The sequence below is a fragment of the Streptomyces sp. JH14 genome, assembly GCF_029428675.1.
Classification (GTDB): Bacteria; Actinomycetota; Actinomycetes; order Streptomycetales; family Streptomycetaceae; genus Streptomyces.
On sequence record NZ_JAJNEL010000001.1, the window covers coordinates 811,290 to 834,052 of the forward strand.

At 70.3% G+C, this 22,763-nt stretch carries 20 protein-coding genes; 1 reads left to right on the plus strand and 19 read right to left on the minus strand.

The window, feature by feature from the left end; genetic code table 11:
- Window positions 1-4: 4 nt before the first annotated feature.
- The 6 genes from carB to pyrR all read right to left on the minus strand — a co-directional run bounded on the left by carB (window position 5) and on the right by pyrR (window position 7,965).
- Entirely contained in the window at window positions 5-3,313 is a 3,309-nt protein-coding gene (carB, locus tag LRD69_RS03650) for a carbamoyl-phosphate synthase large subunit (RefSeq protein ID WP_277325099.1), read from the minus strand.
- Complete coding sequence (gene carA, locus LRD69_RS03655; RefSeq protein WP_277325100.1) at window positions 3,306-4,448, minus strand: glutamine-hydrolyzing carbamoyl-phosphate synthase small subunit; 1,143 nt, start codon at window positions 4,446-4,448, stop codon at window positions 3,306-3,308. Before carA ends, carB begins: the two co-directional genes overlap by 8 nt.
- Window positions 4,445-5,026, minus strand: coding sequence for a hypothetical protein (locus tag LRD69_RS03660; protein ID WP_277325101.1), 582 nt, complete (start codon window positions 5,024-5,026; stop codon window positions 4,445-4,447). The genes carA and LRD69_RS03660 overlap by 4 nt, the downstream gene beginning before the upstream one ends.
- A complete protein-coding gene (locus LRD69_RS03665) occupies window positions 5,023-6,309 on the minus strand; it encodes a dihydroorotase (RefSeq protein ID WP_277325102.1) in 1,287 nt (428 codons plus the stop codon). The genes LRD69_RS03660 and LRD69_RS03665 overlap by 4 nt, the downstream gene beginning before the upstream one ends.
- A gap of 2 nt (window positions 6,310-6,311) precedes the next feature.
- Window positions 6,312-7,289, minus strand: a complete 978-nt coding sequence (locus tag LRD69_RS03670; RefSeq protein ID WP_277329611.1) for an aspartate carbamoyltransferase catalytic subunit — start codon at window positions 7,287-7,289, stop codon at window positions 6,312-6,314.
- A 91-nt stretch (window positions 7,290-7,380) separates the two neighbouring features.
- Entirely contained in the window at window positions 7,381-7,965 is a 585-nt protein-coding gene (gene pyrR / locus LRD69_RS03675; protein ID WP_277325103.1) for a bifunctional pyr operon transcriptional regulator/uracil phosphoribosyltransferase PyrR, read from the minus strand.
- Between the two features lie 198 nt (window positions 7,966-8,163).
- On the opposite strand from pyrR, the gene bldD reads away from it, so the two are divergent.
- On the plus strand, window positions 8,164-8,664 hold the full coding sequence (gene bldD / locus LRD69_RS03680; protein ID WP_014157378.1) for a transcriptional regulator BldD: 501 nt from the start codon (window positions 8,164-8,166) through the stop codon (window positions 8,662-8,664).
- A 676-nt stretch (window positions 8,665-9,340) separates the two neighbouring features.
- Here bldD and nusB read toward each other — a convergent pair.
- From nusB to LRD69_RS03745, 13 genes are all read right to left on the minus strand, one after another.
- Window positions 9,341-9,772: a transcription antitermination factor NusB gene (gene nusB, locus LRD69_RS03685; RefSeq protein WP_030918905.1), complete on the minus strand. Its 432-nt coding sequence runs from the start codon at window positions 9,770-9,772 to the stop codon at window positions 9,341-9,343.
- Between the two features lie 2 nt (window positions 9,773-9,774).
- Complete coding sequence (efp, locus tag LRD69_RS03690) at window positions 9,775-10,341, minus strand: elongation factor P (protein WP_030918902.1); 567 nt, start codon at window positions 10,339-10,341, stop codon at window positions 9,775-9,777.
- A 49-nt stretch (window positions 10,342-10,390) separates the two neighbouring features.
- Window positions 10,391-11,497 (minus strand): M24 family metallopeptidase, encoded by a 1,107-nt coding sequence (locus tag LRD69_RS03695; protein ID WP_277325104.1) that lies wholly within the window; start codon window positions 11,495-11,497, stop codon window positions 10,391-10,393.
- 141 nt (window positions 11,498-11,638) lie between these two features.
- Window positions 11,639-12,460, minus strand: coding sequence for a Pro-rich N-terminal domain-containing protein (locus LRD69_RS03700; RefSeq protein WP_277325105.1), 822 nt, complete (start codon window positions 12,458-12,460; stop codon window positions 11,639-11,641).
- Window positions 12,461-12,606: 146 nt separating this feature from the next.
- Entirely contained in the window at window positions 12,607-13,047 is a 441-nt protein-coding gene (gene aroQ, locus LRD69_RS03705) for a type II 3-dehydroquinate dehydratase (protein ID WP_277325106.1), read from the minus strand.
- Window positions 13,044-14,690 carry a 3-dehydroquinate synthase gene (gene aroB / locus LRD69_RS03710; RefSeq protein WP_277325107.1) on the minus strand — a complete coding sequence of 549 codons (1,647 nt, stop codon included), beginning with the start codon at window positions 14,688-14,690 and terminating at the stop codon, window positions 13,044-13,046. The genes aroQ and aroB overlap by 4 nt, the downstream gene beginning before the upstream one ends.
- Window positions 14,687-15,871 carry a chorismate synthase gene (gene aroC / locus LRD69_RS03715; protein ID WP_277325108.1) on the minus strand — a complete coding sequence of 395 codons (1,185 nt, stop codon included), beginning with the start codon at window positions 15,869-15,871 and terminating at the stop codon, window positions 14,687-14,689. The genes aroB and aroC overlap by 4 nt, the downstream gene beginning before the upstream one ends.
- Window positions 15,872-16,018: 147 nt before the next feature.
- A complete protein-coding gene (locus LRD69_RS03720) occupies window positions 16,019-16,846 on the minus strand; it encodes a shikimate dehydrogenase (RefSeq protein WP_277325109.1) in 828 nt (275 codons plus the stop codon).
- Window positions 16,843-18,591 carry an endolytic transglycosylase MltG gene (gene mltG / locus LRD69_RS03725; protein ID WP_277325110.1) on the minus strand — a complete coding sequence of 583 codons (1,749 nt, stop codon included), beginning with the start codon at window positions 18,589-18,591 and terminating at the stop codon, window positions 16,843-16,845. The genes LRD69_RS03720 and mltG overlap by 4 nt, the downstream gene beginning before the upstream one ends.
- A gap of 93 nt (window positions 18,592-18,684) precedes the next feature.
- Window positions 18,685-19,158: a Holliday junction resolvase RuvX gene (gene ruvX, locus LRD69_RS03730; protein WP_277329612.1), complete on the minus strand. Its 474-nt coding sequence runs from the start codon at window positions 19,156-19,158 to the stop codon at window positions 18,685-18,687.
- 8 nt (window positions 19,159-19,166) lie between these two features.
- A complete protein-coding gene (gene alaS, locus LRD69_RS03735) occupies window positions 19,167-21,836 on the minus strand; it encodes an alanine--tRNA ligase (RefSeq protein ID WP_277325111.1) in 2,670 nt (889 codons plus the stop codon).
- Window positions 21,836-22,189: a DUF6167 family protein gene (locus tag LRD69_RS03740; RefSeq protein ID WP_277325112.1), complete on the minus strand. Its 354-nt coding sequence runs from the start codon at window positions 22,187-22,189 to the stop codon at window positions 21,836-21,838. Before LRD69_RS03740 ends, alaS begins: the two co-directional genes overlap by 1 nt.
- A 7-nt stretch (window positions 22,190-22,196) precedes the next feature.
- The gene (locus tag LRD69_RS03745) at window positions 22,197-22,646 is read right to left on the minus strand and encodes a DUF948 domain-containing protein (protein WP_277329613.1); all 450 of its coding nucleotides are present in this window, start codon (window positions 22,644-22,646) and stop codon (window positions 22,197-22,199) included.
- Window positions 22,647-22,763: the final 117 nt, after the last annotated feature.

The following is a 22,763-nucleotide window of genomic DNA, read 5'->3' on the forward strand; positions in this document are numbered from 1 at the left end:
CCTGCTAGTCGCGCGCCGCGGTCAGATGTTCCGCGTGTTCCTGGAGGGAACGTACGCCGACGTCTCCGTGGTTGAGTGCGTCGATGCCCTGGACGGCGGCGGCGAGCGCCTGAACCGTCGTGAGGCAGGGCACGGACCGGGCGACGGCCGCGGTACGGATCTCGTAGCCGTCGAGGCGGCCACCCGTGCCGTACGGCGTGTTGACGATGAGGTCGACCTCGCCGTCGTGGATGAGCTGGACGATGGTCTTCTCACCCTGCGGGCCGACGCCCTCGGACTGCTTGCGCACGACCGTGGCGTGGATGCCGTTGCGCTTGAGCACCTCGGCGGTGCCGGAGGTGGCCAGCAGTTCGAAGCCATGGGCGACGAGCTCGCGCGCGGGGAAGATCATCGAGCGCTTGTCGCGGTTGGCGACGGAGATGAAGGCGCGGCCTTTGGTGGGCAGCGGGCCGTACGCGCCGGCCTGCGACTTGGCGTACGCCGTGCCGAAGACCGAGTCGATGCCCATGACCTCACCGGTGGAGCGCATCTCCGGGCCGAGGACCGTGTCGACGCCGCGGCCGTGGATGTCGCGGAACCGCGACCACGGCATGACGGCCTCCTTGACGGAGATCGGCGCGTCGAGCGGCAGGGTGCCGCCGTCGCCGTTCTTCGGCAGCAGCCCCTCCTCGCGCAGTTCCGCGATGGTCGCGCCCAGCGAGATGCGGGCGGCGGCCTTGGCGAGCGGGACCGCGGTCGCCTTCGAGGTGAAGGGGACGGTGCGCGAGGCGCGCGGGTTGGCCTCCAGCACGTACAGGATGTCGCCGGAGAGCGCGAACTGGATGTTGATCAGCCCGCGGACGCCGACGCCCCTGGCGATGCCCTCGGTGGAGGCCCGAAGCCGCTTGATGTCGTAGCCGCCGAGGGTGATCGGGGGCAGCGCACAGGCGGAGTCGCCGGAGTGGATGCCGGCCTCCTCGATGTGCTCCATGACACCGCCGAGGTAGAGCTCGGTGCCGTCGTAGAGCGCGTCGACATCGATCTCGATCGCGTCGTCGAGGAAGCGGTCGACCAGGACCGGCCGGGTGGGGCTGATCTCGGTGGACTCGGCGATGTACGAGGAGAGGCGCACCTCGTCGTACACGATCTCCATGCCGCGGCCGCCGAGCACGTACGAGGGGCGTACCAGGACGGGGTAGCCGATCTCGTCGGCGATGGCCTTGGCCTCGGCGAAGGTGGTGGCGGTGCCGTGCTTCGGGGCCGGCAGGCCGGCCTCGGCCAGGACGCGGCCGAAGGCGCCGCGGTCCTCGGCGGCGTGGATCGCCTCCGGGGAGGTGCCGACGACCGGCACACCGTTGTCCTTGAGCGCCTGCGACAGGCCCAGCGGGGTCTGGCCGCCGAGCTGGACGATGACACCGGCGATCGGGCCCGCGAGGGACTCGGCGTGCACGATCTCCAGCACGTCCTCGAGCGTCAGCGGCTCGAAGTACAGACGGTCGGAGGTGTCGTAGTCGGTGGAGACCGTCTCCGGGTTGCAGTTGACCATCACGGTCTCGTAGCCGGCGTCGCTCAGCGCGAAGGAGGCGTGGACGCAGGAGTAGTCGAACTCGATGCCCTGGCCGATGCGGTTGGGGCCCGAGCCGAGGATGATCACCGCAGGCTTGGTGCGGGTCGCGACCTCGCTCTCCTCGTCGTACGAGGAGTAGAAGTACGGCGTGTTCGCGGCGAACTCGGCGGCGCAGGTGTCGACCGTCTTGTAGACCGGACGGATGCCGAGCGCGTGGCGCACCTCGCGGACGACGTCCTCGCGCAGATCGCGGATCTCGGCGATCTGGGCGTCGGAGAAGCCGTGCCGCTTGGCCTCGGCGAGCAGCTCGGGGTCGAGCTTGTCGGCGGCGGCCAGCTCGTCGGCGATCTCCTTGATCAGGAACAGCTGGTCGACGAACCAGGGGTCGATCTTCGTGGCGTCGAAGACCTCTTCCTGGGTGGCGCCGGCCCGGATCGCCTGCATGACGGTGTTGATGCGGCCGTCGGTCGGCCGGACCGCCTCGGCGAGCAGCTCGGCCTTGTCGCCGGGCTCGCCGGTGAAGGTGAACTGCGAGCCCTTCTTCTCCAAGGAGCGCAGCGCCTTCTGCAGCGCCTCGGTGAAGTTGCGGCCGATCGCCATGGCCTCGCCCACCGACTTCATGGTGGTGGTGAGGGTGGAGTCGGCGGACGGGAACTTCTCGAAGGCGAACCGGGGGGCCTTGACCACGACGTAGTCGAGCGTCGGCTCGAAGGAGGCCGGGGTCTTCTCGGTGATGTCGTTGGGGATCTCGTCGAGCGTGTAGCCGACGGCCAGCTTGGCGGCGATCTTGGCGATCGGGAAACCGGTGGCCTTGGACGCCAGCGCCGAGGAGCGGGAGACCCGCGGGTTCATCTCGATCACGATGACGCGGCCGTCGGTCGGATCGATGGCGAACTGGATGTTGCAGCCGCCGGTGTCGACGCCGACCTCGCGGATGATCGCGATGCCGATGTCGCGCAGCCGCTGGTACTCGCGGTCGGTGAGGGTCATCGCCGGGGCGACGGTGATCGAGTCACCCGTGTGGACGCCCATCGGGTCGAAGTTCTCGATGGAGCAGACGACCACGACGTTGTCGTTCTTGTCGCGCATCAGCTCCAGCTCGTACTCCTTCCAGCCGAGGATGGACTCCTCCAGGAGCACCTCGGTGGTCGGGGAGAGCGTGAGGCCCTGTCCGGCGATGCGGCGCAGCTCCTCCTCGTCGTGCGCGAAGCCGGAACCGGCGCCGCCCATGGTGAAGGAGGGGCGGACGACGACGGGGTAGCCGCCGAGCGTGTCCACGCCCTTGAGCACGTCGTCCATGGAGTGGCAGATGACCGAGCGGGCGGACTCGCCGTAGCCGATCTTGGCCTTGACGGCCTCGACGACGCCCTTGAAGAGGTCGCGGTCCTCGCCCTTGTTGATGGCCTCGACGTTGGCACCGATGAGCTCGACGCCGTACTTCTCGAGGACACCGTTCTCGTGCATGGAGATCGCGGTGTTGAGCGCGGTCTGGCCGCCCAGCGTCGGAAGCAGCGCGTCGGGGCGCTCCTTGGCGATGATCTTCTCGACGAACTCGGGGGTGATCGGCTCGACGTACGTGGCGTCGGCGATCTCCGGGTCGGTCATGATCGTCGCCGGGTTGGAGTTCACCAGGATGACGCGCAGGCCCTCGGCCTTGAGGACGCGACAGGCCTGGGTGCCGGAGTAGTCGAACTCGGCGGCCTGTCCGATGACGATCGGGCCGGAGCCGATGACCAGGACGGACTGGATATCGGAGCGCTTAGGCACGCTGGCCCTCCATCAGGGAAACGAAACGGTCGAACAGGTACGCGGCGTCGTGCGGGCCGGCCGCTGCCTCGGGGTGGTACTGAACGCTGAACGCCGGCTGGTCGAGGAGCTGCAGCCCTTCGACGACCTGGTCGTTCAGGCACACGTGGGAGACCTCGGCGCGGCCGAACGCGGTGTCCGAGACCTTGTCCAGCGGGGCGTCGACGGCGAAGCCGTGGTTGTGCGCGGTGACCTCGACCTTGCCGGTCGTGCGGTCCTGCACCGGCTGGTTGATGCCGCGGTGGCCGTACTTCAGCTTGTAGGTGCCGAAGCCCAGGGCGCGGCCCAGGATCTGGTTGCCGAAGCAGATACCGAAGAGCGGGGTCTTCCGCTCCAGGACGCCCTGCATGACGGAGACCGGGTGATCGGCGGTGGCCGGGTCGCCGGGTCCGTTGGAGAAGAAGACTCCGTCGGGCTCGACCGCGTACACCTCGTCGAGGGTCGCGGTGGCGGGCAGGACGTGCACCTCGATGCCGCGCTCGGCCATCCGGTGCGGGGTCATGCCCTTGATGCCGAGGTCGATCGCGGCGACGGTGAACTTCTTCGTGCCGATGGCGGGGACGACGTACGTCTCCTTGGTCGCGACCTCGGCGGAGAGGTCGGCGCCCACCATCTCGGGGGCTTCCTTGACGCGGGCCAGCAGCGTGGCCTCGTCGGCGACGACGTCGCCGGAGAAGATGCCGACGCGCATGGCGCCGCGCTCGCGCAGGTGGCGGGTGAGGGCGCGGGTGTCGATGCCGCTGATGCCGACGACGCCCTGACGCTCGAGCTCCTCGTCCAGCGAGCGCTGCGCGCGCCAGTTGGAGGGCACCCGGGCGGGGTCCCGGACGACGTAGCCCGCGACCCAGATCCGCTGCGACTCGGGGTCCTCGTCGTTCACACCGGTGTTGCCGACGTGCGGGGCGGTCATCACGACGACCTGGCGGTGGTACGACGGGTCGGTCAGCGTCTCCTGGTAGCCGGTCATGCCGGTGGAGAACACCGCCTCGCCGAAGGTCTCCCCCACCGCCCCGTAGGCGCGGCCGCGGAAGGCGCGGCCGTCCTCCAGGACGAGTACGGCGGGAGCTTTGGCGGCTCCCCGAGTGGAGGTCGTCATCGTGCGATGCCTTCCGTAGTGCTGTTGGTGAGGTGGTGGACGGCGTCGACCCAGGCCGGGTGTTCGGCCGCGTGGTCGGAGCGGAAGCCGGAATCGATCAGCTTGTCGCCGTGCGCCCAGGTGATGATCAGCAGGCCGCCCTCGGGCAGGACCTTGCCCGCGATGCCCATGTCGAGCCGGGCGTCACGCAGCGCGGCGGCCGGGACGAAGAAGTCGGCTGCCCCGGGCCGTACGACGTCGAGGCCCTGCTCGGTGAGGGTCAGTTCGACCCTGCTGCGGGTGCCGAGCCCGTGGGCGACGATCCGGTCGAGCCACTGCCCGGCGGTCGTCGAGGCGTGGTAACGGCCGGTCATGGTCAGCAGCGGCCGGCCGGCCGCGTACCCCTCCGGCGTGGAGGCGAGCTCCGGCAGATCGGACTGCAGGCTCCCCCGCCACTTCCATCCCTGGCGCATCAGCCAGTAGACGAAGGCGATGAAGACGATCAGGCCGATCACCCAGCTGATGCGGGCGGACCAGTCGGTCACGTCCGCCGACTTCTGTTCGGCGGCCAGCTGGTACAAGGGGGTGAGTGATGTCACGCGAGCTTCCCGTCGACGACCGTGGCACGGCCCCGCAGGAAGGTGTGGGTGACGCGACCCGGCAGCTCGCGCCCCTCGTACGGGGTGTTGCGGCTGCGGGAGGCGAAGCCCGCGGGGTCCACGACTCCACGGTATGCCGGATCGACCAGCGTGAGGTTGGCAGGCTCACCGGCCGCGACGGGACGGCCGTGTCCGTCGAGCCGGCCGATGGCGGCCGGACGGAACGACATCCGGTCGGCTACGCCCGCCCAGTCGAGCAGACCGGTCTCGACCATCGTCTGCTGGACGACGGAGAGCGCGGTCTCCAGGCCCACCATGCCCATGGCGGCCGCGGCCCACTCGCAGTCCTTGTCCTCGTGCGGGTGCGGGGCGTGGTCGGTGGCGACGCAGTCGATCGTGCCGTCGGCGAGCGCCTCGCGCAGGGCCAGCACGTCGGTCTCGGTGCGCAGCGGCGGGTTCACCTTGTAGACCGGGTTGTACGACCGTACGAGCTCGTCGGTGAGGAGCAGGTGGTGCGGGGTGACCTCGGCGGTGACGTTCCAGCCCTTGGACTTGGCCCAGCGGACGATCTCGACGGAGCCGGCGGTCGACAGGTGGCAGATGTGCACCCGGGAGTCGACGTGGGCGGCGAGCAGGACATCGCGGGCGATGATCGACTCCTCCGCCACGGCGGGCCAGCCGCCGAGGCCGAGCTCGGCGGAGACGATGCCCTCGTTCATCTGGGCGCCCTCGGTGAGGCGGGGCTCCTGGGCGTGCTGGGCGACCACGCCGTCGAACGCCTTCACGTACTCCAGCGCGCGTCGCATGATCACGGCGTCGTCGACGCACTTGCCGTCGTCGGAGAAGACCTTCACTCCAGCGGCCGAATCGTGCATCGCGCCCAGTTCGGCGAGGTGCTTGCCCTCCAGGCCGACGGTGACGGCGCCGATCGGCTGCACGTCGCAGTAGCCGGACTCCTTGCCGAGCCGCCACACCTGCTCGACGACGCCGGCGGTGTCGGCGACCGGGAAGGTGTTGGCCATGGCGTGCACGGCGGTGAAGCCGCCGACAGCCGCGGCCTTGGTGCCGGTGAGGACGGTCTCGGAGTCCTCGCGGCCGGGCTCGCGCAGGTGGGTGTGGAGGTCGACCAGGCCGGGCAGCAGGATCTGCCCCTCGGCCTCGACCACCATGGCGTCACCGGCGTCGATACCGGTGCCGACCTGCGCAATGGTCTCGCCGTCGATCAGGACGTCCTGGGGCTCGCCACCGAGGACCTTCGCGCCGCGGATAAGGATCTTGCTCATGGTTACTTGTTCTCCTCGGTACGGGAGGGGGTGGCGGGCTCGGAGCCGCCCAGCAGCAGATACAGGACAGCCATGCGGATCGAGACGCCGTTCGCGACCTGCTCGACGACCGTGCAGCGGTCGGAGTCGGCGACCTCGGCGGTGATCTCCATGCCGCGGACCATCGGGCCGGGGTGCATGACGATGGCGTGCTCGGGCATCTTCGCCATGCGCTCACCGTCCAGACCGTAGCGGCGGGAGTACTCGCGCTCGGTCGGGAAGTACGCGGCGTTCATCCGTTCGCGCTGCACACGCAGCATCATCACCGCGTCGGACTTCGCCAGCACGTCGTCAAGGCTGTAGCTGACGTCGCACGGCCACTGCTCGACACCGACCGGGACGAGGGTCGGCGGGGCCACCAGAGTGACGTGGGCGCCGAGGGTGTGCAGCAGGTGGACGTTGGAGCGGGCGACCCGGCTGTGCAGGATGTCGCCGACGATCGTGATCCGGCGTCCTTCCAGGTCACGGCCGAGCCCGGCATCGGCCCCGACCAGCCTGCGGCGCATGGTGAAGGCGTCCAGGAGGGCCTGGGTCGGGTGCTCGTGGGTGCCGTCACCGGCGTTGACGACCGCGCCTTCGATCCAGCCGGAGGTGGCGAGGCGGTACGGGGCGCCGGAGGCGCCGTGCCGGATGACGACGGCGTCCGCGCCCATCGCCTCCAGGGTCAGCGCGGTGTCCTTGAGCGACTCGCCCTTGGAGACGGACGAGCCCTTCGCGGAGAAGTTGATGACATCGGCGGAGAGGCGCTTGGCGGCGGCCTCGAAGGAGATCCGGGTACGCGTCGAATCCTCGAAGAAGAGGTTGACGACGGTACGGCCGCGCAGGGTCGGGAGTTTCTTGATCGGCCGGTCCGCGACGCGGGCCATCTCCTCGGCGGTGTCGAGGATCAGCACGGCGTCGTCGCGGGTGAGGTCGGCGGCCGAGATGAGGTGGCGCTTCATCTGGGTGTTCTCCGGGTGACTGGAGGGATCAGGCATGCGGGCGTGCGGAAGCGGCCGTACGGCACGATGTGCGCCGTACGGGTGAATACGGCTACTGCGCGCCTGCCGGGGCGGTCTGCTGGACACCGAGCAGCACGGCGTCGCGGCCGTCCTCCTCGGCGAGCTGGACCTTGACCGTCTCCCGCAGCGACGTGGGGAGGTTCTTGCCGACGTAGTCGGCACGGATCGGAAGTTCGCGGTGACCGCGGTCGACGAGGACCGCGAGCTGCACCGCACGGGGCCGGCCGATGTCGCCGAGCGCGTCGAGCGCGGCGCGGATCGTGCGGCCGGAGAAGAGCACGTCGTCGACCAGGACGACCAGCCGGCCCTCGATGCCCTCGCCGGGGATCTCGGTGCGGGCCAGGGCGCGCGCCGGGCGCAGCCGCAGGTCATCGCGGTACATGGTGATGTCGAGCGAGCCGACCGGCATCTTCCGGCCGGTGATCTCCTCGAGCTTGTCGGCGAGCCGGCCGGCGAGGAAAACACCTCGCGTCGGGATTCCGAGCAGCACCACGTCGTCGGCGCCCTTGGCGCGTTCGACGATTTCGTGGGCGATCCGAGTCAGTGCTCGGGCGATGTCGGGAGCCTCCAGAACGGGGCGTGCCGCATTGCCGGTGGCTTCGTGCTGTGCGTCCATAAGAAACGGACCTCCTTCTCCGCCTCACTGGACGGACCTTAAAGGACGTCGAAAATTGCGTCATCAACGTTACCAGGGTTCACCCAGAGCTCTGGTCACACCCCCCGGGAGGTGCCGGTCCGGACCATTCGGCTTGACGCATCCAAGTAACGCTGCGTAACCTCACAGTGAGTTACCAGACTTCGTCCGGGGAGCCTTATGTCCAGCGAATACGCAAAACAGCTCGGGGCCAAGCTCCGCGCCATCCGCACCCAGCAGGGCCTCTCCCTCCACGGCGTGGAGGAGAAGTCCCAGGGCCGCTGGAAGGCCGTCGTGGTCGGTTCGTACGAGCGCGGCGACCGTGCCGTGACCGTGCAGCGTCTCGCCGAGCTGGCGGACTTCTACGGTGTCCCGGTGCAGGAGCTTCTGCCCGGTACGACGCCCGGCGGCGCCGCCGAGCCGCCGCCGAAGCTTGTCCTGGACCTGGAGCGCCTCGCCCATGTGCCGCCGGAGAAGGCCGGACCGCTGCAGCGCTACGCGGCGACCATCCAGAGCCAGCGCGGCGACTACAACGGCAAGGTGCTCTCGATCCGCCAGGACGACCTGCGCACGCTGGCCGTGATCTACGACCAGTCGCCGTCCGTGCTCACGGAGCAGCTGATCAGCTGGGGCGTCCTCGACGCGGACGCGCGCCGCGCGGTCGCCCACGACGAGGGCTGACATGCGGGTCTGAAGCCCCGAAGAAACGTAACGCCGGGTTGCCCGGGTCCCCATTCGGGCCCCGGGCAACCCGGCGTTTTTGCTGCGCGCTTCCGGGGCGGGGGGTCCGTCCTCAATCGCCGGACGGGCTTGGTTGTGTCACCCCGGGCCGCGGGGGGTGCCGTCGCCTCTGGCCGGTGGTGGGGTGGGCGGGCCCCCTCCGGGGCGTCTCCTCAGGACTGGCGCGGAAGCCCGCAACGCGGACGAGCCCGGCACGTGCGCCAGCCCCTGCGGGGACTCCCCTGCACGGCCCCACCATGTATCACTCGCGCCTGCGACCCGGTGGTCGGACATGAAGGCCCACCGGGCCGCTGACGCGCGACGGCCCGGTCCGGGGCCGTGCAGGGGGGTCCCCGCAGGACGACGAACACAGACCCGGGCTCGCCCGACGACGAGCCCGCACGTTCGTCGTTCGAGGAGACACCCCGGAGGGGCCCCGAACCACCACCCCCCGAACCAAGGCGACCGCACCCCCGGAGAACCGCGCCGGGACGGACACCCCAAGCCCGTCCGGCGATTGAGGACGGAACCCCAGCCCCGGACCGGGGCGCGACATCCCCGGCGCCCAACCCCCGCACGCCGAAGGGCCCACGGTCACACGACCGTGGGCCCTTCGTGGGCTGAACGCCGCCGGAGGCTAGGCCTCCCGGCGCAGGTTCGGCTTGAGGTCCTTGAAACGGGCCAGCAGGCCGTTCACGAAGGACGGGGAATCGTCGGTGGAGAACTCCTTGGCGAGCTGGACCGCCTCGTCGATCACCACCGCGTCCGGCGTCCCGTCCACCCAGATCAGCTCGTACGCACCGAGCCGCAGGATGTTCCGGTCGACGACCGGCATGCGGTCGATCTCCCAGTCCACGGCGTAGGTGATGATGAGGTCGTCGATCCGGTCGGCGTACTGCGCGTACCCCTCGACGAGCTCCATCGTGTACTCGGTGACGGGCGGCTGACGGGTGTCGGACCGCGAGAGCCGCACCCAGTCCGCGAGGACCGTCTGCACGGACTCACCGCGCTGGTCGGCCTCGAAGAGGATCTGGAAGGCTCGCTTGCGGGCCGTGTTCCGAGCAGCCACGGTTAGCTGTTCACCCGGCCGAGGTAGTCGCCCGTGCGGGTGTCGACCTTGATCTTCTCACCCGTGGTGATGAAGAGCGGGACGCCGATCTCGTAACCGGTCTCCAGCGTGGCGGGCTTGGTGCCGCCGGTGGAGCGGTCGCCCTGCACGCCCGGGTCGGTGTGCTGGATGGTCAGCTCGACGGCGGCCGGCAGCTCGACGTAGAGGACCTCGCCCTCGTGCTGGGCCACGGAGGCGGTGAAGCCCTCGATCAGGAAGTTGGCGGCGTCGCCGACAGCCTTGCGGTCGACCATGAGCTGGTCGTAGGTGTCCATGTCCATGAAGACGAAGTACTCGCCGTCCATGTACGAGAACTGCATGTCGCGGCGGTCAATGGTGGCCGTCTCGACCTTCACGCCGGCGTTGAACGTCTTGTCGACGACCTTGCCGGACAGCACGTTCTTGAGCTTGGTGCGCACGAAAGCCGGGCCCTTGCCGGGCTTGACGTGCTGGAACTCGACGACGGACCAGAGCTGGCCTCCGTCGAGCTTGAGCACCAGGCCGTTCTTGAGGTCGTTCGTGGAAGCCACGGTTGCGGAATCTCCTGGACTGAAGCTGGTGGACGACCAAGGATGCGCGCTAGAGCGCGAGCAGCTCCTTGGTCGTAATGGTGAGTAGCTCGGGTCCGCCGTCCGCCTCGGGGCGCACGACGAGCGTGTCATCGATCCGGACCCCGCCCCGGCCCGGGAGGTGGACCCCCGGTTCGACGGTGACCGGCACACAAGCGTCCAGTTTACCCATGGCTGCCGGTGCCAGCTGCGGGTCCTCGTCGATTTCGAGCCCCACGCCGTGCCCGGTCCAGGGTGCGAGGCACTCGCCGTGGCCCGCGGAGTCCAGGAGATGACGGGCCGCGTGGTCCACATCGCGGTACGCGGTGCCGGGCAGCAATGCCTCGCGTCCGGCCCGCTGAGCGGCGAAAACCAGGTCGTACAGGTCGATCTGCCAGGAGGCCGGCGCGGTCCCGATGACGAACGTGCGGCCGATCTCGCACCGGTAGCCGCGATAGTTCGCGCCGAGGCAGACGGAGAGGAAATCTCCCTCCTCCACGCGCCGGTCCGACGGCCGGTGACGGCCCTGGCCCGAGTTGGGTCCGGTGGCGACGGAGGTCGAGAAGGCGGGTCCGTCGGCGCCGTGGTCCACCAGCCGACGTTCCAGTTCCAGGGCGAGATGCCGTTCGGTGCGGCCGACGAGGATCGACTCGAGGAGTTCCCCGAGCGCCTGGTCGGTGATCTCGGCGGCGATCCGCAGGCAGGCGATCTCCTCCTCGTCCTTGACGATGCGCAGCTGCTCCACCGTGGCGCCGAGGTCGGCCAGCCGGAGCCGCGGGGCGACCGCGTGCATGGCTCTGTGACGGGACACCGTCAGATCGTGTTCCTCGACGGCGAGCGATTCCGCGCCGGAGGAGACGGCCAGGTCGGCGGCGGCGACCACCGGATCGCCGTCGGCGGCGGGCAGCAGGGCCAGCCGCAGCTGGTCATCGGTGTGCCCCTGGACAGGATCGCCGGTCGGCGCGCGGGGGCACAGCAGGACGTCCTCCACGGGGCCGAGCAGCAGCACGGCGCCCGGGGGCGCGCCACCGGCGAGGTAGCGGACGTTGGCGGGGCGGGAGACGAGAGCGGCCGCGGATCCGACGGCGGCGCACCGGTCGCGCAGCAGCCCGCGGCGGACGGTGTACACCTCTGACATGCCCCGAGCCTACGAGCGGGAGCCCGGGGCTGCGCGGTCAGCGCACCCGACCGGGGGGCCGCGACCGCCGGGCCGCAGCGCCGGGGCGGGGCAGGGCTCAGCCGTGCGGGAGCGGCACCGTCCGCCCCGTCGTCACCGTCGTCACCATGTGGGCGGACTGGCTATGGAGCGGGCGAGAATGTCGTCGAGGACGCGGGCCGTGGTCTCCACGTCGTACGTGGAGTTGTCGATGATCGGCAGCCCCGAGCCGTACCAGCCCGCCATCCGGCCGTGGATCCGGGCGACCTCCTCGTCCGACAGGCGGCGGTTGCCGCTGCGGGCGGCGTTGCGCTCCAGCACGATCTCCAGGCCGGGGAGCAGCACCACGGGCAGCAGACCGGGGCCCACATGGCGCTTCCAGCCGCCGAGGCCCACGACCGGGCGGTCGGGGAAGACCGCGTCGTCGAGGATGCAGGAGATGCCGTTGGCCAGGAAGTTGCGGGCGGCGAAGCCGCAGGTGCGGCGGGCCAGACGGTACTGGGCCTCCGAGTGGTCGTTCCATCCGGCCTGCGGGTCGGCGAAGCCGGAGCAGACCCATTCGCGGACGTCGTCGAGGCTGACGTGTGCCGTCGGGACCCGGCGGCGGCTGGCCCACAGCTTGGCCACGGTGGTCTTGCCCGCGCCCGCGGGACCGATCAGAAGAACGGCGAGGGTCGCCGTGCCCGTGCCGGGTTCGGTGGGTGGCGCAGGCAGCGGGACGGGTCCGCCGGGTGGCAGCTGGATGTGCCCGGTGGTCTCCCGGGACACGGGGGCGGGGGCGTGGTGCGGGGCGGGCCCGGCCCAGCCCTGCCCCTGGGGCGCAGGAGGGGGCGGTGGCCCCGGTGGACCGGGGTGGCCGGGGTGCTGGGCCTGGTGCGTCCAGCCGGCAGGTCCGTTTCCGGGTCCTTCGGGCGGCGGCAGCGGGGCCCCCACTGCGTGCTGCATCCGGTGCCACTCCGTCTCGTACAGGCAACTGGCGCTGGTGGAACGGCAACCGTACCGTCCCCGGCCGCCGTAGAGACAACGGCCGGGGACGGTACGGAGTGCCCCGTCGGCCCGTGGGCCGTCCGGTGCGCCGGTCTGTCAGTCCGTCAGTTCGTCAGTTCGTCCGCGAGGGCGCGGAGTGCGAGCCGGTAGGAGCCGATCCCGAATCCGGCCACCGTGCCCGTGGCGACCGGCGCGACCACGGAGTGGTGGCGGAATTCCTCCCGTGCGTACGGGTTCGAGATGTGCACCTCGATCAGCGGGGCGGTGCGCTGGGCGGCCGCGTCCCGCATTCCGTACGAGTAGTGGGTGAACGCCCCCGGGTTGAGAACGACCGGGACCGAACCGTCCGCGGCCTCGTGCAGCCAGCGGATCAGCTCGCCCTCGTCGTTGGTCTCCCGGACGTCGACGTCGAAGCCGAGCTCCTTGCCGAGCGCCTGACAGGTGTCGACGAGTCCGGCGTACGACGTCGCTCCGTACACGTCGGGCTCGCGGGAGCCGAGCCGGCCGAGGTTCGGCCCGTTGAGCACGAAGACCCTGCGGGTCACGCCGACACCTCCCCGTACGCGGCGAGCAGCACGGCCGGGTCGGGGCCCTCCAGGACGGTGGGCTTGCCCAGTCCGTCGAGGACGACGAAGCGGAGCAGGTCGCCGCGGGACTTCTTGTCGACCTTCATGTTCTCCAGCAGCTTGGGCCACTGGTCGCCCCGGTAGGTGAGCGGCAGTCCGACGGACTCCAGGATCGCCCGGTGCCGGTCGGCGGTGGCGTCGTCGAGCCGGCCGGCCAGCCGGCCCAGCTCGGCGGCGAAGACCATACCGATGGAGACGGCCGCACCGTGGCGCCACTTGTAGCGCTCGTTCTTCTCGATGGCGTGGCCGAGGGTGTGACCGTAGTTGAGGATCTCGCGGAGCCCGGACTCCTTGAGGTCGCTGGAGACGACCTCGGCCTTGACCCGGATGGAGCGCTCGATCAGCTCGGCGGTGTGCGGTCCGGCGGGCGTACGGGCGCCTTCCGGGTCGGCCTCGATCAGGTCGAGGATCGCCGGGTCGGCGATGAAACCGGCCTTGATGATCTCGGCCATGCCGCTGACGTAGTCGTTCACGGGCAGCGAGTCGAGGGCGGCGAGGTCGCAGAGCACCCCGGCCGGCGGGTGGAAGGCGCCGACGAGGTTCTTGCCCTCGGCGGTGTTGATGCCGGTCTTCCCGCCGACGGCCGCGTCGACCATGGCGAGCACCGTCGTCGGGACGGCGATCCAGCGCACTCCGCGCAGCCAGGTGGCCGCGACGAACCCGGCCACATCCGTGGTGGCGCCACCGCCGACACCGACGATGACATCGGTGCGCGTGAAGCCGGTCTGGCCGAGTGCCTTCCAGCAGTACGCCGCGACCTCGACGGTCTTGGCCTCCTCGGCGTTCGGCAGCTGGATGGCGATCGCCTCGTAGCCCTGGTCGGCGAGGTCCTGGCGGACCGCGTCACCGGTCTCGGCGAGCGCTTCGGGGTGCAGGACCGCGACGCGCCGGGCGCGGTCGCCGATGAGCGAGGGCAGCTCACCGAGCAGCTGCCGGCCGACCAGCACCTCGTACGGGTCGGTGCCCGCGCTTCCGGCGATCTGGATGCGCGTGGGTGCCTGGTCCGTCATGTGTGTGTTCTCCCGGCCGGGCGCGGCGGGGTCGCCCGCGCGCTCCGGCAGTTCCAGTGCGTCGAGGACCGCCTGGGCGACCTCTTCGGGGGTGCGCCCGTCGGTGGCGACGGTCGCCCGTGCCACTTCGGTGTACAGATGGCGGCGGGCGTCCATCAGTTCACGCCACTGCCGGCGCGGGTTGACGGCGAGCAGCGGGCGCGCCGTGTTCAGCCCGACCCGCTTGACGGCCTCCTCCACGTCCATCGACAGATAGACGACGGGGTGGCCGGTGAGCAGGGTGCGGGTCGTCTCGTCGAGTACGGCTCCGCCGCCGAGGGAGAGGACGCCCGTGTGCTCGGCGAGCGCAACGTGTACCGCCTGTCGCTCCAGCTCGCGGAAGTGCTCCTCGCCCTCGTCGTAGAAGATCTCCGAGATCGGCTTGCCCGCCGTGGCCACGACGTCCGCGTCGGTGTCCCGGTAGGTGGTACCGAGCCGGTCGGCGAGCAGCTCGCCGACCGTGGACTTGCCGACGCCCATCGGGCCGACGAGGACGATCAGCGGGCCGCTCATCGGATCTGGAGGTGGTCGAGGTACGACTGCACGTTGCGGTGCGTCTCGGGGACGCTGTCCCCGCCGAACTTCTCCGCGACGGCGTCGGCCAGGACCAGCGCGACCATCGCCTCGGCGACGATCCCGGCGGCCGGCACGGCACAGACATCGGAGCGCTGGTGGTGGGCCTTGGCGGGCTCACCGGTGACGACGTCGACGGTGGCGAGCGCGCGGGGCACGGTCGCGATGGGCTTCATCGCGGCGCGGACCCGCAGCAGCTCACCGGTGGTCAGACCGCCCTCGGTACCCCCGGACCGGCCGGAGGCACGCTTGATGCCGTCCTCGGTGACCAGGATCTCGTCGTGCGCCTTCGAACCGGGGACCCGGGCCAGGTCGAAGCCGTCGCCGACCTCGACACCCTTGATGGCCTGGATGCCCATGAGGGCGGCGGCGAGGCGGGCGTCGAGACGGCGGTCCCAGTGCACGTGCGAGCCGAGGCCGACCGGCACCCCGTACGCCAGCACCTCGACCACACCGCCGAGGGTGTCGCCGTCCTTGTGGGCCTGGTCGATCTCGGCGACCATTTCCTTGCTCGCCGCGGCGTCGAGGCAGCGCACCGGGTCGGCGTCGAGCTTCTCGACATCGGCGGGCGTGGGGTAGACACCGTAGGGCGCCTTGGCCGCGGCCAGCTCGACCACATGGCTGACGATCTCGATGCCCGCGGTCTCCTTGAGGTACGACCGCGCGACGGCGCCGAGCGCCACGCGGGCCGCGGTCTCCCGGGCGCTGGCGCGCTCAAGGACGGGCCGGGCCTCGTCGAAGCCGTACTTCTGCATCCCCGCGAGGTCGGCGTGGCCGGGGCGGGGACGGGTCAGCGGGGCGTTACGGGCCAGGGCGGCCAGCTCGTCGGGGTCGACCGGGTCGGCCGACATGACCTGCTCCCACTTCGGCCATTCGGTGTTGCCCACCATCACGGCGACCGGGGACCCCATGGTGAGCCCGTGGCGCACCCCGCCCAGGAAGGTGACCTCGTCCTTCTCGAACTTCATACGCGCCCCGCGGCCATAGCCGAGGCGCCGCCGGGCGAGTGCGTCCGCCACCATCTCCGTGGTGATCGGGACGCCGGCGGGAAGACCCTCCAGCGTCGCCACGAGTGCGGGGCCGTGCGACTCCCCCGCGGTCAGCCAGCGCAACCTGCTCAACGGTGCTCCTCATGCTCGCGCCTGGAACTGCAACGGCGCGACCGGGTGCGCGGCCCTGGCCCGCCGCCTCGATCCTCCCACGCCCGGGCCCCCGACCCGGCCGCCGGTCCAGCTGACGGACGGATCGGTGCCCTTCGGGGCGTGGGGTCAGCGGGTGGCGAGTGCCGCTTCGCCGGCCCGCCGCATGGCTGCGAGAGGGGCGGGCGAGCAACCCGTCATCTGCTCGACCTGGAGAACGGCCTGGTGAACCAGAAGGTCGAGACCTCCGACGACTGCCCCGCTCCGCGCGGACCAGGCTGCGGCAAGTCCGGTCGGCCAGGGCTCGTACAGCACATCGAAGAGCGTGCCGGGAGTCGCCGGCACCGCACCGCTGAGCGCGTCCGTGGCGCCGGCCGGCGTGGTGGCGATCACCAGGGGTGCGTGCAGCGCCTGCTGCGCGTCCGCCCAGTCGGCGATCCGTACGTCGACACCGAGCCGCTCGCCCCAGCCGCGCATCTCGTCGCCGCGCTCGCGGCTGCGTACATAGGCGGTGACCGGTCCCGTGCAGATGTCCGACAGCGCGGCGAGCGCGGAGGACGCGGTGGCTCCGGCGCCGAGGACGGCGGCGGATTCGGTCTTCTCGACGCCGCGTTCACGCAGCGCGGCGATCATGCCGGGGATGTCGGTGTTGTCGCCGACGCGGCGGCCGTCCTCGGTGAAGACCACGGTGTTGACGGCCTCGACGGACGCCGCGGTCCCGCTGACCGCGTCGAGCAGCGGGATGATCGCGCGCTTCAGCGGCATGGTCAGTGACAGGCCGGCCCAGGAGGCGTCGAGTCCTTCGACGAAGCCGGGGAGCCCGGCCTCGTCCACGTCGAAGCGGTCGTACGACCAGTGGGCGAGGCCGAGTTCGTCGTACGCGGCACGGTGCAGGACCGGGGAGAGCGAGTGGGCGATGGGCGAGCCGAGGACGGCTGCCCGGCGGATGGTGCTCACTGACCCGACTTCTCCTGTTCGTACTTCTTGCGATTGCGCTCGTGCTCTTCGTTGGTCGTCGCGAACAGCGTCTTGTCCTCGGTCACGGACACGAAGTAGTACCAGGGCCCAGGAGTGGGGTTGATCGCCGAGTGGAGAGCGGCCGCGCCGGGGTTGTTGATGGGACCGGGCGGCAGACCGTGGACGTAGTACGTGTTGTACGGGTCCTTGAACTTCCGCAGGTCCGACACCGGGCCCGTGTCCAGTGTGCTCTGCGCCTTGGCGTAGTTCACCGTGGAGTCGAAGTCGAGCAGCCCGTAGGTCTCGGTGTTGTTCGGCTTGAGCCGGTTGTAGACGACCCGCGCGACCTTGTCGAAGTCCCGCTTGTACTTGCCCTCTGCCTGCACGAGGCTGGCGACCGTGATCAGCTGCCAGGGGCTCTTGAGGCCCAGCTTCTTGGCGTTCGGCTCGAGGTCGGCCTTGTCGTACTCCTCGTTGGCCCGGGAGACCATCTTCTTGAGGACGGCCTCGGGCTTCATCTCGTTGGTGACCGGGTAGGCCGCCGGGTAGAGGAAGCCCTCCAACCGGTCGTCGACGACCGGGTCGTCCTCGGCCCAGTCCGGCAGCCCGAGACTGCCGACGTTCTTCTTGGCGACATCGCCGGTGGTGCCGGCCTTGAGCCCGAGCTTCTTGTCGATCAGCTTGTAGACGTTCCTGTTGGTCGTGCCCTCAGGAATGATCAGCAGATTCTGGCTCTTGGGGTCGACCATCATCTTCACGGCCTCGGCCGCGGACATCTGCTTCTTGAGCAGATAGACACCCGCCTGGATCGAGTTCCCCTTGGGGTTCTCGACCTGCGCCGAGATGAAGGCGTCGACGCTCTTGACGACGCCCTTCTCCTTCAGGATGTTGCCGATCTCGTTGCCGAGAGCGCCCTTCGGGATCTCGACCTCGACCGAGCCGGAGCCCTGGCCCGAGTAGTCGGGCGCGGGGCCGAATTGCTTCTGGTAATACGTGTATCCGGCATAGCCGGCCGCACCGAGTCCGCCGACGAGGACCAGGGAGACGACGAGGCAGGCACAGCCGCTGCGGCCCTTCTTCTTGCCCTTGCCCCGGCGCTCGCTGCCACCGTCCCTGCGCGGGTCGTCGTCGTACTCGTCATCGTCGTCGCGTGGGCTCCGGCCGGCCCGGTCGTCGTCGACGCCCGTGAAGAACGGGTGCGTCTCCTCCTCCGGCACGTCCGGGTCCCAGTCGGGGTTCCGCGGCGGGGCCTGCTCCGCCGCGGCCTCGCGCCGGCCCGGGGGCTGCGGCGGCGGGTACGCCTCGGAGGTGCCGTAGTAGTCCTGCTCCGCGCCGTAGCCCGCCGACCGGTTTCCGTACGGGTCCTGCGGATGGCCGTCGTACGGCATCGCGACGGGCTGCTGGCCGGTGCCCCAGCCGCCGTCGTACTGCGCCTGCTGGGGGGCCTGCTGTGCGTACGGATCGTGCGACTGCTGAGGAGCCTGCTGTGCGTACGGGTCATGCGGCTGCTGCGGCTGCTGCGCATAGGGCCCCTGCGCGTACGGATCCTGCGGGGAGCCGTACTGCTGGGGGTACGTCTGCTGCGGCTGCTGCTGGCCGTAGGGGTCCTGCGGGTGGGGCTGCTGCTGGCCGCCGTACTGGTTCTGGCCGTGGGCAGACTGCTGACCTCCCCATCCCTGGTCCCCGTACAGGGGATCCTCGGGATGCCACGGTTCGGAGCCGGGGCCCCGGCCATACTCAGTCATCGATCCCCTAGAGCCGCGAGACAGGTTCCGCCTCTTGCTGTGCAGTGTTTGTTCGAACACCGTCGCATCGCGCGGAACGTTACCGTATCGCGATCAGACAACCACTTCGACGCCTTCGCCCGGAGCTTTACCTGACGCCCGCTCCGACTCCAGAGCGTTCTGGAGGATCACCACAGCGGCAGCCTGGTCGATGACAGACCGGCCCTTCTTGGACTTCACACCCGAGGCACGCAGCCCCTGGCTCGCCGTCACTGTGGTCATCCTCTCGTCCACCAATCGCACCGGAATGGGTGCGGCCGAGCGGGCGACCTCCTGGGCGAAGGCCCGGACCTTGGCCGCGGCAGGCCCTTCACCGCCGCCCAGGGACCGGGGCAGACCGATGATGATCTCGATGGGCTCGTACTCCTCGACGATCTGTCCCAACCGCCGGTGGGCGGCCGGGACGTCGCGTCCCGGCACGGTCTCCACCGGCGTGGCGAGGATCCCGTCGGGGTCGCACGAGGCGACCCCGATCCGGGCGTCCCCGACGTCGATCGCGAGGCGACGTCCGCGGCGCATGTGCGTCATCCGTCCCGTCACGCCGTCTCGGTGACGAGGCGTTCGACGGCGGCGATGGCTTCGCCGACGGCGGCCGGGTTCTGACCGCCGCCCTGGGCGACGTCCGGCTTGCCGCCGCCACCGCCGCCGAGGGTCTTGGCTGCCGTGCGGACCAGGTCGCCGGCCTTGAGACCACGCTCACGGGCGGCCTCGTTGGTGGCGATGACGGTCAGCGGGCGGCCGTTGGCCGTGGTGAAGAGGGCCACGACGGCCGCACGGCCGCCCTGGATGCGGCCACGGACGTCGAGGACCAGCCTGCGAAGGTCGTCGGCGGAGGTGCCGTCCGGCACCTGACCGGTGACCAGGGCGACACCGCGTACGTCCTTGGCGGAATCGGCGAGCCCGGCGGCGGCCTGGAGGACCTTCTCCGCGCGGAACTTCTCGATCTCCTTCTCGGCGTCCTTCAGCTTGCCGAGCATGGACGAGATCTTCTCGGGCAGCTCCTCGGAACGGCCCTTGACCAGCTCCTGGAGCTGGGCGACGACCGTGTGCTCCTTGGCCAGGAAGTTGTACGCGTCGACGCCCACGAGGGCCTCGATGCGGCGCACACCGGAGCCGATGGACGACTCGCCGAGCAGCTTCACCAGACCCAGCTGGGCGGTGTTGTGAACGTGCGTACCGCCGCACAGCTCCTTGGAGAAGTCGCCGATGGTGACGACCCGGACCCGCTCGCCGTACTTCTCGCCGAACTCGGCGATGGCGCCCTGCTTCTTGGCCTCGTCGATCGACATCACCTCGGCCTGGACGTCGAGCTCCCGCGAGAGGACCTCGTTGATCTTCTGCTCGACGTCGGTGAGGACCGTGCCGGGGACGGCGGCGGGCGATCCGAAGTCGAAGCGGAAGCGGCCCGGCGAGTTCTCCGAACCGGCCTGGGCGGCAGTCGGGCCGAGGGCGTCGCGCAGCGCCTGGTGCGTGAGGTGCGTGGCGCTGTGGGCACGGGCGATGGCACGGCGGCGGGTCAGGTCGATGGCGGCATGGACAGAGGCTCCGACCGTCACCTCGCCGACCTGGACGACACCCTTGTGGACGTGCACGCCGGGGACGGGCTTCTGCACGTCGCGGACGTCGATCACGGCACCGGTGTCGGTCCTGATCCGGCCCTGGTCGGCGAGCTGGCCGCCGCCCTCGGCGTAGAACGGGGTGCGGTCGAGGATGACCTCGATCTCGTCACCCTCGGAGGCGGCGGGCGAGGGGACCCCGTCGACGAGGAGGCCGACGACGGTCGACTCGCCCTCGGTCGTCGTGTAGCCGGTGAAGTCGGTGGCCCCGGCGCTGTCGGCGACCTCACGGTAGGCCGACAGGTCGGCGTGGCCGGTCTTCTTGGCCCGGGCATCGGCCTTGGCGCGGTCCCGCTGCTCCTTCATCAGACGGCGGAAACCGTCCTCGTCCACGGCGAGGCCCTGTTCGGCGGCCATCTCCAGCGTGAGGTCGATCGGGAAGCCCCAGGTGTCGTGGAGCAGGAACGCCTTGTCGCCGGGGAGGACCTTGCCGCCGGCGGCCTTGGTCTCGGTGACGGCGGTGTCGAGGATGTTGGTGCCGCCCTTGAGTGCCTTGAGGAAGGCGGCCTCTTCGGCGAGGGCGACGGTCTCGATGCGCTTGCGGTCGGTGACGAGCTCCGGGTACTGCTGCCCCATCGTGTTGATCACGACGTCGACCAGATCCTTGACGACCGTGCCCGTGGCGCCCATCAGACGCATGTTGCGGATGGCGCGGCGCATGATGCGGCGCAGCACGTAGCCGCGGCCCTCGTTGCCGGGGGTGACGCCGTCGCCGATGAGCATGACGGACGTACGGATGTGGTCGGCGACGACGCGCAGCGAGACGTCCGAACCGTGCTCGGCGCCGTAGCGGACGCCGGTGAGCTCGGTGGCCCGGTCCATGACGACGCGCATGGTGTCGGTCTCGTACATGTTCTGGACGCCCTGCAGGATCATCGCGAGGCGCTCGAGACCGAGACCGGTGTCGATGTTCTTGGACGGCAGGTCGCCGAGGATCGGGAAGTCCTCCTTGCCGTCACCGGCGCCCCGCTCGTACTGCATGAAGACGAGGTTCCAGATCTCCACGTACCGCTCGTCGTTGACGGCCGGACCGCCTTCGACGCCGAACTCGGGGCCGCGGTCGTAGTTGATCTCGGAGCAGGGTCCGCACGGGCCGGGGACGCCCATGGACCAGAAGTTGTCCTTCTTGCCGAGGCGCTGGATGCGCTCGGCCGGGACGCCGATCTTGTCGCGCCAGATCTGCTCGGCCTCGTCGTCGTCGAGGTAGACCGTGATCCACAGACGCTCGGGGTCGAGACCGAAGCCGCCGTCCGCCACGGAGGTGGTGAGAGCCTCCCAGGCGTAGCTGATGGCGCCTTCCTTGAAGTAGTCGCCGAACGAGAAGTTCCCGCACATCTGGAAGAAGGTGCCGTGCCGGGTGGTCTTGCCGACCTCTTCGATGTCCGGCGTGCGCACGCACTTCTGCACGCTGGTGACGCGGGCGGCGGGCGGCTTGACCTCGCCGAGGAAGTACGGCTTGAAGGGGACCATGCCCGCGGGGACCAGCAGCAGAGTCGGGTCGTCCGCGATGAGCGACGCCGAAGGCACGACGGTGTGCCCGCGCTCCTCGAAGAAGCTCAGCCAGCGGCGACGAATTTCAGCCGACTCCATCAGTGGTCCTCATTCCGGTTGTACGAGTTGTAGGGGAGCTTGCGGTAGGTGGTGGCGTCCGCGGCCGGAGCGGGCTCGGCCGCTTCCACCGCGTGGGGACGCCGTACGGGGAGTGCGGGGTCGACCGGTGCCTCCAGGCCGAGCGCCTCGCCCAGTTCGGCCTCGCGGCGGACCATGCCGTCGCGGACGTCGAGGGCGAAGTCCTTGAGCCGGTGACCGCTCTCGATCGCCTTGTCCGCGGCGCGCGCAGCGAGGCTCTCGGGGGTCAGCTGCCTGAGCTTTCGGTTGACCTTGGTGGTGGCCCAGACACCGGCGGCTGCGCCGGCGGTGAACCAGAACGTACGGCGGAACATCGCTGCGTCAGTCCTTAGATCCGCGGGAGCTTCTGCCGCCCTGCTTCTTGGCTCGCGCGGACGGCACCGTGCGGCCGACGATCACCGTGCGACGGGGCGCCCGGCGGGCCGGTTCGGCTTCCGGAGCGGTCCGGCGGCCGATGGCCTGCCGCACTCCGTATCCGAATGCGGCGACCTTGACGAGCGGTCCGCCGAAGGCCGATGCGACCGTGGTGGAGAGCGCCGAGGCGTTGGAGGTGACCTCCTGGACATCCGCCGCGATCGCGTCGACCTTGTCGAGCTGGGTCTGCGCGGAGCGCACGGTCGCGGAGGCGTCGGCGAGCAGCGGAACGGCCTGCTCGGTCACGTCCGCCACGAGCTTGGTGGTCGCCCTGAGCGTCTGGGCCAGCCTCACCAGTACGACGGCGAGGAACGACACCAGGATCGCCCAGAAGACGGCCACCAGGATCCCGGCCACCTCTCCACCGGACACGTTGCACCGCTCCCCAGCTGTCGAAAGATTGTCGAATCGTCGTCTCCCGACCCTATCGCGCCAGGGGGCACGCCCCCTACCGCATTACCGGTGAGCGGGGCG